The following is an 11,872-nucleotide window of genomic DNA, read 5'->3' as shown; positions in this document are numbered from 1 at the left end:
TGCTTTTATAGCATTTGCTGCAACCCAAAAGTCAGCTAACCCCTGGGTCAATTTGGCCCGAAATAGGGTGGTCTCTATCTCCATAATATACACACAAGAGTCTGGATGGTCGGAAAATATCACCCTGTCTCCGTACTTCACAAAAGGCTTTAAAATGTTCTCCGGTAAGAATAGCATCAGTGCCTCAAACTCCAGTCCTTCCTCAATATATTCTGCCATTACATAGATCCCTTTGCGTAAAAGGAAAACTTGTTCAGGTGTTACATGCAAGGTATTATCTTTAAAATGAAGCAGCTTTACGCCTTTGATCACAAAGATCAGAGTGTGCTCGGTAATGAACACCGTACGTTTTCCAGCCTTTGACTCTATTTTAAGTTTGGAAAAGGTTACGTCTTCAGCCGATAGGAAAGTAGGGTCGGCTATAGGCGGAGTAGCTGGAGGGAAGCGATAGAGCATACGACAAATTTCTGAATTATGTATAAACACGAAAATGGATAATGGTTTTATAACATCAATAATATATTATTACGGAATTAAAGCATCGCCTTAGCAATTTTACCTAACTGTTTAAGTTTAGCGTCGATCCCGGCAGACCATCGTTGCCCATAACTTAAACGCATACAGTTATTGAACTGATTTTGCAGTGAGAACATCCTGCCCGGAGCAATACTGATATTCTGGCGAATAGCTCTGTCATATAAATGGGCCGTGTCGATTTTTTTGTCTAATTCAACCCAAAGCATAAATCCACCCTGCGGACGGCTGATTTTAGTTCCATCAGGAAAATATTCTCCAATTGCCCTGGAAAACTGTAAACTATTAGCGTGTAACTCGCTTCTTAATTTACGGAGATGATGTTCATATCTTCCGTTCTCAAAGAAATTCGCGATTGCTTCCTGGGTAATGGCGGTTGATGAAAAGCTATGGATAAGCTTTTGATGGATAATTTTTTCTTTGAATTTACCTGGGGCGATCCAACCAGTGCGATAGCCGGGGGCCAGTGTTTTGGACACAGAATTAATCCATAAAACTAAGCCTTCTTCATCAAAAGCTTTGCAGGGTTTCGGTCGACTGGCTCCGAAATATATATCACCATACAAATCGTCTTCTATTAATGGAATGCCATATTTGGCAAGCATTCTGACCACTTCCCTTTTATTTTCCTCCGGCATGGAGCTTCCCAGCGGGTTATTGAAGTTGGAAACCAGGATACAAACCTTAATTTTTGGCAACACTTTATTTAATGCCTCCAATTCAATTCCGGTCACCGGATGGGTCGGAAGTTCTATGACTTTTAAGCCCAGGTTTTTTGCCAACTGTAGTATCCCGAAGTAAACCGGACTTTCGATAGCGATGGTATCATCTTTTTGAGTCAGTGCCATTAAGCTGAACGAAATTGCGTTCATTGCGCCTGCGGTTGTTACAATATCTTCGCCACTAAGGCTGCCATTCCAGGTATAGGTTAATCTGGCTATATTGTTTCGTAATTTTAAGTTTCCTTGTATCGTTTCGTATTGGGTACCACCTCCATTAAGACTTCGCATCGCATTCACCAGCTCTTTATTAAGTTTGGCTATCGGTAGCAGTTCATTCTCCGGTACACCCACAGAAAATTTAGTGATGTCTTCATTGTTAAGGGTCGAATACATTTTATATATTAAGGTTTCCACACATTCAGGTTCAGATTCACCTATTGGTTTGCTTACGGAAGGAACAGATAGATAAGCAGGCTTATAATTGACAAAGTATCCGGATTGCGGGCGGGACACGATCAGTCCTTTACTTTCGAGTTCCAGATAAACTTTTATAACTGTAGTCATGCTCACGCCATGTTCCGCTCGCAGCGTCCTTAAAGAAGGTACTTTTTCACCGGTTTTAAGTGTGCCGTTTTTTATTTGAACTTCTAAAGCGGACGCTATTTTTTGATAGAGGGTTTCTTTCATATCTTAACTGTACTCTACAAAATTATGATAATTGTATCTGTGTTTATATTTTTTTTCATTGTTATTTTGTTGCGCAAATCATTTCAATAATATGTTTAGCAATAAGAACCTGTCGGCTTATGTTGCCCTTTTCATTGTTTGTATCGTATGGGGAACCACCTATTTTGCCATTCGTATTGGCGTAAAGACCTTTCCGCCTTTTTTGTTTTCCGCCATCCGCCAGTTGATAGCAGGTGGGGTACTACTGGCAGGGTTAGCGTTGACAGGCAATTTGAAAGTAAACAAACAGGATATTAAGGATCAATCAGTTTCAGGTGTACTGATGCTGGCTTTAGGCAATGGTGTTATTACTTGGTGCGAACGCTACATTTCCAGCGGCCTTGCAGCCTTAGTACTGTCCCTTATTCCGGTATTTGTAGTGGCCATCAATTATTTGATAGGGTTCGATAAAAGAAAACTCCATGGGATGTTGATTTTGGGGCTATCGTTAGGGTGTTTGGGAATAATATTGATATTTAGCGACAACCTGAAAGACCTTTCCAATCCTAATTACTTTAAGGGTATGTTGATCGCGTTTGGAGCTTGTCTGGCTGTAGCTTTAGGGGCCGTATATGCCAAAAACAAAGCTTCCAACAATAAGAATGTACTGCAAAATGCGGCATTGCAGCTTTTTTCAGCAGGATTAGCATTATTTGTGTTCAGTACTTTTCTGGATGATTATTCAGAATTAAGATCCATTTCCTCATCAAGCGTTTGGGCCCTGGTTTATTTGATCGTTTTCGGCTCCATAGTCGCTTATTCCTGCTTTGTTTATGCGTTAAAGCATCTGCCGATAGGCATTGCTTCAATATACGCCTACGTCAATCCGTTCATAGCAATAATACTGGGATCTCTATTTTTGAAAGAAGTTTTGACCTATATCACACTTCTCGCATTGATATCTGCTTTAAGCGGCGTATACTGTATCAATAAGGGATATTTAAAGATGGCTGCAAATAAAAGTAAAACTAAATCCTAATAGTAACTATAAACCGAATATAGATGAACACTTATCAAATAAAAGAAGGGCTGGAAAATATGGACGTGGCTGCCATCCATCATTTTTTAAACGACGAAAGCTATTGGGCAAAAGGTATTCCATTGGAAACTGTAGAGAATTCCTTAAAAAACTCTTTTTGTGTGGGTCTATTTGATGATAAAATTCAGATAGGATTTGCTCGGTTCGTGACAGATTATGCCACTTTCGCTTACCTCGCTGATGTCTACATTTTGAAAGATTACCGGGGAAAAGGATTGTCCAAACTGCTAATAAAACATATGATGGACCTGGAGTGGACAAAAGGTTTAAGAAGAATGTTGTTAGCAACTTTAGACGCCCATTCCCTTTACAAACAATTCGGATTTCAGTCTCCTGCGAATCCAGAATGGCTCATGGAAATTAAAAGAAATGATCTTTACTGAATTATAATAGTTTTAACACTGATATAATTTGCCGGAGCAATTAACATGACCACTGAGATGTAATAAAATGTCAGGTAATGGTTTATTTGGTTGATCAATATAAACGAATAAAAACAAATTAATTTAAATTCGGTACTTCCCGCCCCAATCGCTTAATTGTCTGAATATCGGCAGAAATTCAAGTGCCATTACAGTTAGTTCATATTCCACTCTTGGGGGGACTTCAGCGTAAACGGTCCGTTTAACCAGCCCGTCCTGCTCTAATGCCCTTAATTGTAGAGTAAGCATGCGTTCTGTAATGAGCGGGAGCATTCTATGCAATTCCTTGAATCTTAATTTTCCAGGCCCTAATTTGTCTAATATCAGGATCTTCCACCGGCCGCCGATCTTATTGACCGCATAGGTAAGGTCACATTCTATCAGATATTTTTCATTTAGAGTATAAGTGGAATTTTCCTTTCTTTCTGCCATTACTTACATATTTGTTAGTACCCCACAATTGGTGGTTTAATGTGCAAAAATAAGAGCAACGATTAATTTTGCAAGGTCATTAAATTAAAAAATTATGGATTTATATTTAAAAGGAAAAACAGCAGTAATTACCGGTGCCAGCCAGGGAATTGGCAGGGCTATTACCAAAGAGCTGGCGATGGAGGGCGTAAAAGTTTTTGCTGTAGCCAGGAATGAAAGTTTATTAGAAACGCTCAAAGAAGAAATTGCAAATGCTGGGGGGATAATACCTGTTACTTTTTCGCAGGATCTTATCGCCAAAGATTCGCCGCAAAAGATCGCTGCCGCTGCTTTTACTGCGCTCGGGCAAATAGATATTTTGATAAACAACGCGGGGCGCAGCCAGGCAGTAGATGTTACGGGACCGGAAGAACCGTGGATCGAATCGATGACCCTTGATTTTGAACGTCCCAGGCAACTGGCACAAGAATTTATACCGCATTGGATAGAATGCAAACAAGGGGTTCTATTAAATATAACGAGCACCTATGAACTACGTTTTATTAATGTTTCAGCAGTTGCTAAATCAGCTATTGTTGCGTGGTCAAAACAGCTATCCGGGCAACTGGGGCCACATGGTATCACCGTTAACTGTTTGCAGCCGGGATTGATCGATACTGAAAATACCCGGCGGATCTTTACTGATGATGATCGAAAGTCTTACGCAGAGCGCGAAATTCCGTTAGGCGAATTCGGCGAAACTCAGGATATGGCTAATATGGCCGCTTTCCTGGTATCGCCTCGTGCCAGATATATCACCGGTACTGTAACCGTGGTTGATGGGGGTGCCCGGCGCTATGCGTTTTAATTAAAGCTAAGCAAAATTATAAACTATTCTTCTGGGCACGGGAGAACAGTTTATAACTTTTGAATGATATTTCTACGAATAAGCTATTCGCTTCATATTTTCGCAGGATGCCTACAAAGGTATCAATAGCCTTGACAAGCCCGCACCATTTATTCTCTATGATTAAAATACTTGCACTTCTTTTGCAAGTACTCGCGCCAATTGGAAATTCTCAATAATTAAAATATATTTGTATTATAATTGATAAGTCAAGTATATGTCAACAATAAATAGCTCGTTAACGATATTGATTAATATCATGAAAGTCCAATCGATCATAGCCCGTCGTTTTGATCGGTTAAGTGTACACGGGCTAGGTTTTAGTGACTTTGTTATCCTTAACCTATTGGAAAAAGCACCTGGTGAAAAAATGAGGCGAATAGATCTAGCAGAAAATATAGGACTCACCGCATCCGGTATAACGCGACTTCTTTTGCCAATGGAAAAAACTGGTTTGATAAATAGAGAATCAAATCAGAGAGATGGACGTGTAAGCTACGTGGTTCTTTCAGTGGCTGGAAAAAAAATACTTCAAGAAGCCAAACCTACAGCAGAGCTTATAGCCAATGATCTTTTACCTGCTTTAAAAGCCAAGGATTTAAAAGTTTTAACAGAAACACTATCCACACTTGGTGGAAACTTATATTAAATCGTTACCGCAGCAATAATGTCAGATCGATCGGGCAAATAAAATATCATGGAAAAATCGTTAAGGAAGCAACTGAAAGAAGATATGAAAGACGCCAAACCTATAGTTGGGTTGGTGTCAATAAAAAACACGCTTAATAATAGGGTATATATCGAAGGCTCCGTAAATGCAAAGGCCTTAGTAAACAGAATAAGGTTTACCTTAAACAGTGGACAATTTAAAAATAAAAAGCTTCAACAAGACTGGAATGAAATCGGCGAAAAATATTTTTTGTTTGAAATTATCAAAGAAATTAAATATGATCCAGCTGTTGATTTAAATTATCGCAAAGAAGTGCTAAAACTGGAAGTCATAGCATTAAATACTTTAAAACTTTCTGGTGTAGATAGTTACAATGAAGTAGCTATCTAAATATGAAACCTATCATTAGCATAGTTACAGTAAAAGATAGATACCATGAGTACGGCAAAAGTTAATAATATAGATCTATGTTATGACATTACAGGCGAACAAAACACCAATAACCTTATTTTAATTTCAGGGCTCGGGACACAGATGATCCGTTGGACGATCCCATTTTGCGAGCAATTGGCAAAAAAAGGATTTAGAGTGATAAGATTCGATAATAGAGATTCTGGTCGTTCCACTTTTTTATCAAACGAGAAAGTGCCTGATTTAAATGAGGTGCATGAATTGTTTCGATCTGGACAGGAGATATCAGCGCCGTATACCCTGTTTGACATGGTTGAAGATGTAGTTGGTCTTATTGATTTTTTATCGATATCGAAAGCTCATTTTGTTGGACGGTCTATGGGCGGAATAATTGGTCAATTAATAGTAAGTCAATACCCCGAAAGAGTTTTGTCTTTAACATCAATTATGTCCACCTCTATGAATCCCGCACTCCCTCCAACGCGGGCTGACGTTATGGAAATGATGATTACACCCAAGCCTAATCCTGCATATGATAAGGTTGGGTATTTAAATCAAAGTCTTGCGTTTGCCAGGCGCATTTCTGGGAGTAAATTCAGTGTTAATGAAAAAGACCAAATCGAAATGATTGAAGAAGAGATCATTCGTTCGGACAATCAAAGCGGTGGATTATGGAGGCAACTGCTGGCAATCATGGTAACTGGGTATAAAAAAGAGCGTTTAGAAAAAATAAAAGCCCCAACATTGGTAATTCATGGGGCAGAAGATCCAATTTTTCTTCCGGAATGTGGTGAAGATACTGCAAATTCTATCAAAGGGGCGGAATTTATGCTTATAGAAGGTATGGGTCATGAAATTCCACCTGCATTATACGCGCCGATAGCTGATGCCATTGTATTCAATTCAAAAAGGTTTCTTTAACGCCGTATTAATAATAATCAGGGCACCAGCAATTTTAATTGCCCGTCGGAGACGACCTCGATGGGGGTTGCCCGTTATATATAGCAGTCTGATCGTCGATTGCGTACGATGAAATTAGTAAAGTAGCGACTAACTTTCTATTTTGGATAGGAAGTTTTTCTTATACCGATCATGATCAAAATGCGGACGAATAGTAAAATCAATAATTTCTAGCGATCATTAATTTCGTTTTTTCGCCACAAATCTAATAACTGAACTTTGAAAGTTGTGGTACTTTCCCTCATCTAACTGGGTTTCCTCTTCTTCCATTACCAGGAAATCATAGTTTTCAAAATCGGCCGATAACTCTTCTTTTGAAAACAACATATTAATGTCCATGGGCCCGCCGACTTTAGAGTCAAGTTGGATCAAGCGCAGATGTTCTTTGCTGAAAGCTTCGAATATAACCAACCCTCCCGGTTTTAGGTAACTTGTTAGTTTCTGGTGAAGCAAAGACTTTTTTTCAGCTGCAAAATGAGCATAGATGAGCCCAATGCAATCAAATGATGCTACTTCAAACTGAATTTGTTCCAAGTCTCCAACCACGTAATCAATGGTGACGTCTTTTTCCTTTGCAAGTTCTTGCGCTTTAAATTTTCCTTCAGCACTGAGATCGGTTGAAGTTACGTTCCACCCCAATCCTGCGGCAAATACCCCGTTGCGACCTTCACCATCAGCAGGCATCAATATTGATCCGGGTTTAAATTTCTGAAGCCAATGTTTAAAAAACAAATTAGGGCATTTTCCATATGCATAAGATTCCTCTTTATATCGGTCGTCCCATAAATTTTTGTATTGCTCGTCCCAAGATCGGTTTTTATCATTTTTCTCCATTGCATTATAAATTTTGTTGAGAGCAAAACTAATTGAAGATGCAGGTCATGCGATTGGACAAAAACGAGGTAATATAGGATTCAAGTTAAATTCTGCCTTGAGTCGTACTACAACCTAACCAAAGTCTAAAAATTATGCGGCTTAATTATATTTGTCAAATATCTTCCAGATTTTTGTAAAAACACTACCGCCACGATTATTAATATGTACAAAATACCCATAAGGCATATTCATGGAATATTAGAAGACCCAAATCCTGATGGAGATTTTAACATCCGAGATAATAGCGTTTTATTATTAGGGAATGAAATGGTTCAGGCACCTCACCGGCATGATTATTTTTATGTTCTTTGTTTTGAAAAGGGAACGGGAACGCATACGATAGATTTTACAACTTATACTATTACCGATCATAGTATTTTTTTTATGCGGCCTGGGCAGGTACACCATTTCCAACTGGAAGCAGAAAGCACCGGATACCTGATGCAGTTTAGTGCTGAATTTTATTTTCCATATGATAAAAGAGCTGGTCAGCAATTATTAGGGGCAGGAAAAAAAAATTACTTCAGGCCAGAGCAGGACAGGTTTTATAAATTATTTTCCATGGTAATCAATATTTTTCAGGAGTACACCGGCAAACAGAACAGGTATAAAGATGTGATTAAAGCACAGATGAGCATTTTTTTAATTGAATTAATTCGGGAGGATCAAAGCGCAACATTAAGCCAGGCCAGCCTGCATACTCAAGAGCTGCTTGACAACTTTATGGCGTTGTTGGAAAAACATGTTATTGATCATAAACAAGTATCAGACTACGCGAAGATGATGAACCTATCAGCCTATCAGCTTAACACGGTCACCAAATCCACACTCGGTAAAACTTGTTCAGAAGTGATTAATGATCAAATCGTGTTAGAGGCAAAACGATGGCTGCTTGCAACACCATACCAGGTGAATCAAATCGGTTATCAAATGGGATATGAAGATATATCCTACTTTACACGTTTTTTTAAAAAGCAAACCGGCTACTCGCCTGAGGCTTTTCGTAATAACTTTAAATAAGTCCCATATAAATTTGTTTACCGGGATTTAAAGGCACTTTAAGCGAATTATATAAATGTCAGGGTCGATCCAAACTGGTACTGACAATTAACAACATCTGGTACCCCAACCTGTACCACGGCGTTTTTATTTTTGTTCAATTCAAATGAACAAAATAAAACTATCAGCCATGAAAATAACTAACTTGATCTCAGTCCTGTTAATTTGTGCAAGCACAACACAGCTTCACGCGCAAACAACCGATAAAAATGCCGCGCCAATTAAAGAAAATTTAACAACCTCACATCATACGATCCTTGAACAGGCATTGCCAAGTAAAGCGTTTAAGAATAAATCAGTAGAAATGTTAATAGTGGATCTTCCGCCATTGAGCACTTCGATAGCTCACCGTCACCCGTATCCTACTTTTGGCTATGTGGTATCAGGTGAAATTGCTTCGGTGTTTGAAGGAAAAAAACATGTTTATAAGGCGGGGGACTCATTTTACGAAACACCCCAGGGTTTACATAGTGGATCATGGAATGAAAGCGCTACTGTTCCTGCTAAATTGTTGGTTTTTTATGTGAAGGAAAAAAACAAAACAAATTATATACCGGAGAAAAAATAATTAGGTTCTATCGTGGAGAGTGGCTAACCATAGCTTTCTCTGCGATTTTTCACTAAAAGTAATTGCAGTTTGTTGGTAGCGGCCATGGAATGTTGGGGCAATTATTACTGCCCCACTGTACAATCCCTGATAATACCGATTGCAACAACTATTTTTTCGGGGGTTAAACTGGCAAACCCAAATCGTATTGCATTGTGTCGTTGGTTTTCATTCCTATAATAGGCTGAACCGCTGAATAAAAGCCCCTTTGCCCTTGCTTTCTCAATTACTGTTTTTAATGGATATTGTTGCTTAAACTTTATCCAGATGGCAAGGCCTCCCTGGGGCTTAGTAAATCCCACAACATCTCCGAGTTGTTCGGCCAAAAGCTTGCAAATAAGGTCACAACGACGACTATAGATCTTAAGTGATTTTTTGATATGACGCGCCAATTCGCCGGTGCCAATCATTGTAGCCAAAGCATCTTCCATCAGTGTATCGCCCCGCAGATCCATTAACTTTCTTAAATAAATGGCCTGTTCCACGAAATTAGCGGATGCGATCAGGTAGCCAAGCCTGAAGTTCGGTGCCAAAAGCTTGGTATAGGAGCCAACATAAATGATATTTCCTCCATGATCGCCAGCTGCCAATGGTATTACCGGACTGTTTTGATAATGGAAATCATAATCATAGTCGTCTTCAATCACCGGAATACCAAATTCTTTGATCAACTGCAAGAGCCTGATCCTTCTGGCAGTACTCATGGTTACTGTTGTTGGGTGATGGTGGTGGGGGATAATGTAAAGCAGGCTTATCGCAGTTGTTTTTAACAGCTTTTCTATAACATCAACATCCATCCCATGCGAATCGACCGGCACACGGATCAGCTTTGCACCCATGGACGTAAAAACATCATCGGCGATAAGGTAGCTGGGGTCACTTACCAATACCTGGTCGCCGGGTTTCAGGATCAGTGATGCGGCAATATATATGGCCATTTGTGCACCCCTGGTAATGATGATGTTTTCTTCGGTAATGTTTAGCCCCCTTGTTTCATTCAGGAAGGAACAACTGGCCGTTCTAAGTGCAGCGCTTCCACCCGCATTGCTTGAAGACAATATACTGGTAACTTTTTTTCCGTTTAATTGCCTGCGGCATAATTTAAAAAGGAGATCAAATGGGGCAAGATCAATATCAGGGAAACCGTCATTGACGATCAAACCGTTAGTAACCGGCATAACTTTAAGTTTATCAATTATTGCATGTTTCGTAAATTGAAACTTTGTCGGTTTTGCAAATGAGGCCTGTGCATTCGCCTTGTTAAAAGTACGGGGTTTTATTTCCGGCAAGTTAAGTGCTACCTGCGTTCCTTTTCGCGGAATGGTCTCTATCCAGTTTTGTGCGGAAAGCTCTTCATAGGCAGCGATAATTGTATTGCGATGTACGCCCATTATTTGAGCGAGTTCTCTTGTTCCCGGAAGCCTGTTTCCGGCACGCAAAAATCCCTGCTGTATCAGGCCGATCACTTGAATATAGATCTGCTTATAAAATGGTGTGGTACTATTATGGTCAATTACCACTAATGTTTTATATGGTAGCATATCATATAAAGGTATAATTTAATCTGGTACTGTAATAGTAGTTAAGTCTGGTACCTTATACCGTACCAGATAAATGTTAACTTTGTAGAACAAATTACAAGTAATGAATATGAAAAATACATTTGATATTCCACAGCTATTTCTTCGCCTTGCTCTTGGTATAGGTTTCCTGCTTCCGGTTATGGACCGGTTTGGCTGGCTTGGAGCAGCTGGGGTACACGGCAACGCCTGGGGTAACTGGGAAAATTTTGTAAACTACACCAATGCGCTGATGCCTTATTTGCCGAAATTCTTAGCCAATATAATGGCAATACTGGCCACCACTGCTGAAATAGTATTTGGTGTTACATTGCTCATTGGTTTTAAAATTAAGCTTGCCGCATTTGGCAGTTTCTTGTTGACATTGACTTTTGCGTTGAGTATGTTTATATTTTCAGGGCCACGCATACCCTTTAACTATTCAGTATTTGTAGATAGTGCTGCGGCACTTTTACTGGCTTATATTCCGGCTTACAGATGGAGTATTTCAAACTAATCGCAATATGATCATACATAAAGCGATAACAAAAACAGATATTGAGCGCTGCCGGAACGTAATCATGGGATTACGGCCGGAGCTATCCACAGAAAATTACATAGAAAAGGTATGGGAAATGATACAGGAAGGATATGAACTTCATTTCATTCTTGATGACGAAACCGATAATGCCACTTGCTTTATCGGTTTCCGCACTTTTCAAATGTTGCGTACCGGCAAGATGATCTATATAGATGACCTTTTTACCTTACCTGAATACCGCGGAAAAGGCTATGCCGGTATGTTGCTGGAACAGGTAGAACAACTTGCGCTTAAAAACGGTGCAAGTAGCTTACACCTTGACAGCGGTTATTCGAGACATGATGCGCATAGATTATACTTGAATAAAGGGTACATTATGGAATGTCAGCATTTTGCTAAACAAATAGCAAACCAACCTTAATATCAGT

15 protein-coding genes are annotated in these 11,872 nt (G+C 39.5%); 10 read left to right on the top strand and 5 right to left on the bottom strand.

Annotated features, from left to right (window positions below; all coding sequences use genetic code 11):
* A partial coding sequence (locus ACVW0P_RS19370; protein ID WP_457133531.1) for a hypothetical protein occupies positions 1-456 on the bottom strand: 456 nt, incomplete at its 3' end.
* Between the two features lie 77 nt (positions 457-533).
* Complete coding sequence (locus tag ACVW0P_RS19365; protein ID WP_457133530.1) at positions 534-1,943, bottom strand: aminotransferase-like domain-containing protein; 1,410 nt, start codon at positions 1,941-1,943, stop codon at positions 534-536.
* Positions 1,944-2,034: 91 nt separating this feature from the next.
* On the opposite strand from ACVW0P_RS19365, the gene ACVW0P_RS19360 reads away from it, so the two are divergent.
* Positions 2,035-2,961 (top strand): EamA family transporter, encoded by a 927-nt coding sequence (locus tag ACVW0P_RS19360; RefSeq protein WP_457133529.1) that lies wholly within the window; start codon positions 2,035-2,037, stop codon positions 2,959-2,961.
* Positions 2,962-2,984: 23 nt separating this feature from the next.
* A complete protein-coding gene (locus ACVW0P_RS19355; RefSeq protein WP_457133528.1) occupies positions 2,985-3,404 on the top strand; it encodes a GNAT family N-acetyltransferase in 420 nt (139 codons plus the stop codon).
* Positions 3,405-3,527: 123 nt separating this feature from the next.
* Here the strand turns inward: ACVW0P_RS19355 and ACVW0P_RS19350 are convergent, their stop codons facing one another.
* Complete coding sequence (locus ACVW0P_RS19350; RefSeq protein WP_457133527.1) at positions 3,528-3,875, bottom strand: winged helix-turn-helix transcriptional regulator; 348 nt, start codon at positions 3,873-3,875, stop codon at positions 3,528-3,530.
* Positions 3,876-3,969: 94 nt separating this feature from the next.
* Between ACVW0P_RS19350 and ACVW0P_RS19345 the strand changes: the two genes are divergently transcribed.
* From ACVW0P_RS19345 to ACVW0P_RS19330, 4 genes are all read left to right on the top strand, one after another.
* Complete coding sequence (locus ACVW0P_RS19345) at positions 3,970-4,722, top strand: SDR family NAD(P)-dependent oxidoreductase (RefSeq protein WP_457133526.1); 753 nt, start codon at positions 3,970-3,972, stop codon at positions 4,720-4,722.
* Between the two features lie 298 nt (positions 4,723-5,020).
* Positions 5,021-5,410, top strand: a complete 390-nt coding sequence (locus tag ACVW0P_RS19340; RefSeq protein WP_457133525.1) for a MarR family winged helix-turn-helix transcriptional regulator — start codon at positions 5,021-5,023, stop codon at positions 5,408-5,410.
* Positions 5,411-5,458: 48 nt separating this feature from the next.
* Positions 5,459-5,821, top strand: a complete 363-nt coding sequence (locus tag ACVW0P_RS19335) for a GIY-YIG nuclease family protein (RefSeq protein ID WP_457133524.1) — start codon at positions 5,459-5,461, stop codon at positions 5,819-5,821.
* A 45-nt stretch (positions 5,822-5,866) separates the two neighbouring features.
* A complete protein-coding gene (locus ACVW0P_RS19330) occupies positions 5,867-6,763 on the top strand; it encodes an alpha/beta fold hydrolase (protein WP_457133523.1) in 897 nt (298 codons plus the stop codon).
* Between the two features lie 219 nt (positions 6,764-6,982).
* Here the strand turns inward: ACVW0P_RS19330 and ACVW0P_RS19325 are convergent, their stop codons facing one another.
* A complete protein-coding gene (locus ACVW0P_RS19325; RefSeq protein ID WP_457133522.1) occupies positions 6,983-7,636 on the bottom strand; it encodes a class I SAM-dependent methyltransferase in 654 nt (217 codons plus the stop codon).
* 204 nt (positions 7,637-7,840) lie between these two features.
* Between ACVW0P_RS19325 and ACVW0P_RS19320 the strand changes: the two genes are divergently transcribed.
* A complete protein-coding gene (locus ACVW0P_RS19320) occupies positions 7,841-8,698 on the top strand; it encodes a helix-turn-helix domain-containing protein (protein ID WP_457133521.1) in 858 nt (285 codons plus the stop codon).
* A 169-nt stretch (positions 8,699-8,867) separates the two neighbouring features.
* Entirely contained in the window at positions 8,868-9,305 is a 438-nt protein-coding gene (locus ACVW0P_RS19315) for a cupin domain-containing protein (protein ID WP_457133520.1), read from the top strand.
* 104 nt (positions 9,306-9,409) lie between these two features.
* Here ACVW0P_RS19315 and pdxR read toward each other — a convergent pair whose 3' ends face one another.
* Positions 9,410-10,885, bottom strand: coding sequence for a MocR-like pyridoxine biosynthesis transcription factor PdxR (gene pdxR / locus ACVW0P_RS19310; protein WP_457133519.1), 1,476 nt, complete (start codon positions 10,883-10,885; stop codon positions 9,410-9,412).
* A 109-nt stretch (positions 10,886-10,994) separates the two neighbouring features.
* Here pdxR and ACVW0P_RS19305 point away from each other — a divergent pair, with 109 nt between their 5' ends.
* Positions 10,995-11,420 carry a DoxX family protein gene (locus ACVW0P_RS19305; protein WP_457133518.1) on the top strand — a complete coding sequence of 142 codons (426 nt, stop codon included), beginning with the start codon at positions 10,995-10,997 and terminating at the stop codon, positions 11,418-11,420.
* Between the two features lie 7 nt (positions 11,421-11,427).
* Entirely contained in the window at positions 11,428-11,865 is a 438-nt protein-coding gene (locus tag ACVW0P_RS19300; protein WP_457133517.1) for a GNAT family N-acetyltransferase, read from the top strand.
* Positions 11,866-11,872 lie beyond the last annotated feature (7 nt).

Source organism: Mucilaginibacter sp. UYNi724 (genome assembly GCF_054057495.1).
This window is presented reverse-complemented; position numbering and strand designations above follow the sequence as displayed.

Coding starts and splice junctions, on each gene's coding strand:
- ACVW0P_RS19365 (WP_457133530.1), bottom strand. CDS start 1,943: ATGAAAGAAACCCTCTATCAAAAAATAGCGTCCGCTTTAGAAGTTCAA.
- ACVW0P_RS19360 (WP_457133529.1), top strand. CDS start 2,035: ATGTTTAGCAATAAGAACCTGTCGGCTTATGTTGCCCTTTTCATTGTT.
- ACVW0P_RS19355 (WP_457133528.1), top strand. CDS start 2,985: ATGAACACTTATCAAATAAAAGAAGGGCTGGAAAATATGGACGTGGCT.
- ACVW0P_RS19350 (WP_457133527.1), bottom strand. CDS start 3,875: ATGGCAGAAAGAAAGGAAAATTCCACTTATACTCTAAATGAAAAATAT.
- ACVW0P_RS19345 (WP_457133526.1), top strand. CDS start 3,970: ATGGATTTATATTTAAAAGGAAAAACAGCAGTAATTACCGGTGCCAGC.
- ACVW0P_RS19340 (WP_457133525.1), top strand. CDS start 5,021: ATGAAAGTCCAATCGATCATAGCCCGTCGTTTTGATCGGTTAAGTGTA.
- ACVW0P_RS19335 (WP_457133524.1), top strand. CDS start 5,459: ATGGAAAAATCGTTAAGGAAGCAACTGAAAGAAGATATGAAAGACGCC.
- ACVW0P_RS19330 (WP_457133523.1), top strand. CDS start 5,867: ATGAGTACGGCAAAAGTTAATAATATAGATCTATGTTATGACATTACA.
- ACVW0P_RS19325 (WP_457133522.1), bottom strand. CDS start 7,636: ATGGAGAAAAATGATAAAAACCGATCTTGGGACGAGCAATACAAAAAT.
- ACVW0P_RS19320 (WP_457133521.1), top strand. CDS start 7,841: ATGTACAAAATACCCATAAGGCATATTCATGGAATATTAGAAGACCCA.
- ACVW0P_RS19315 (WP_457133520.1), top strand. CDS start 8,868: ATGAAAATAACTAACTTGATCTCAGTCCTGTTAATTTGTGCAAGCACA.
- pdxR (WP_457133519.1), bottom strand. CDS start 10,885: ATGCTACCATATAAAACATTAGTGGTAATTGACCATAATAGTACCACA.
- ACVW0P_RS19305 (WP_457133518.1), top strand. CDS start 10,995: ATGAAAAATACATTTGATATTCCACAGCTATTTCTTCGCCTTGCTCTT.
- ACVW0P_RS19300 (WP_457133517.1), top strand. CDS start 11,428: ATGATCATACATAAAGCGATAACAAAAACAGATATTGAGCGCTGCCGG.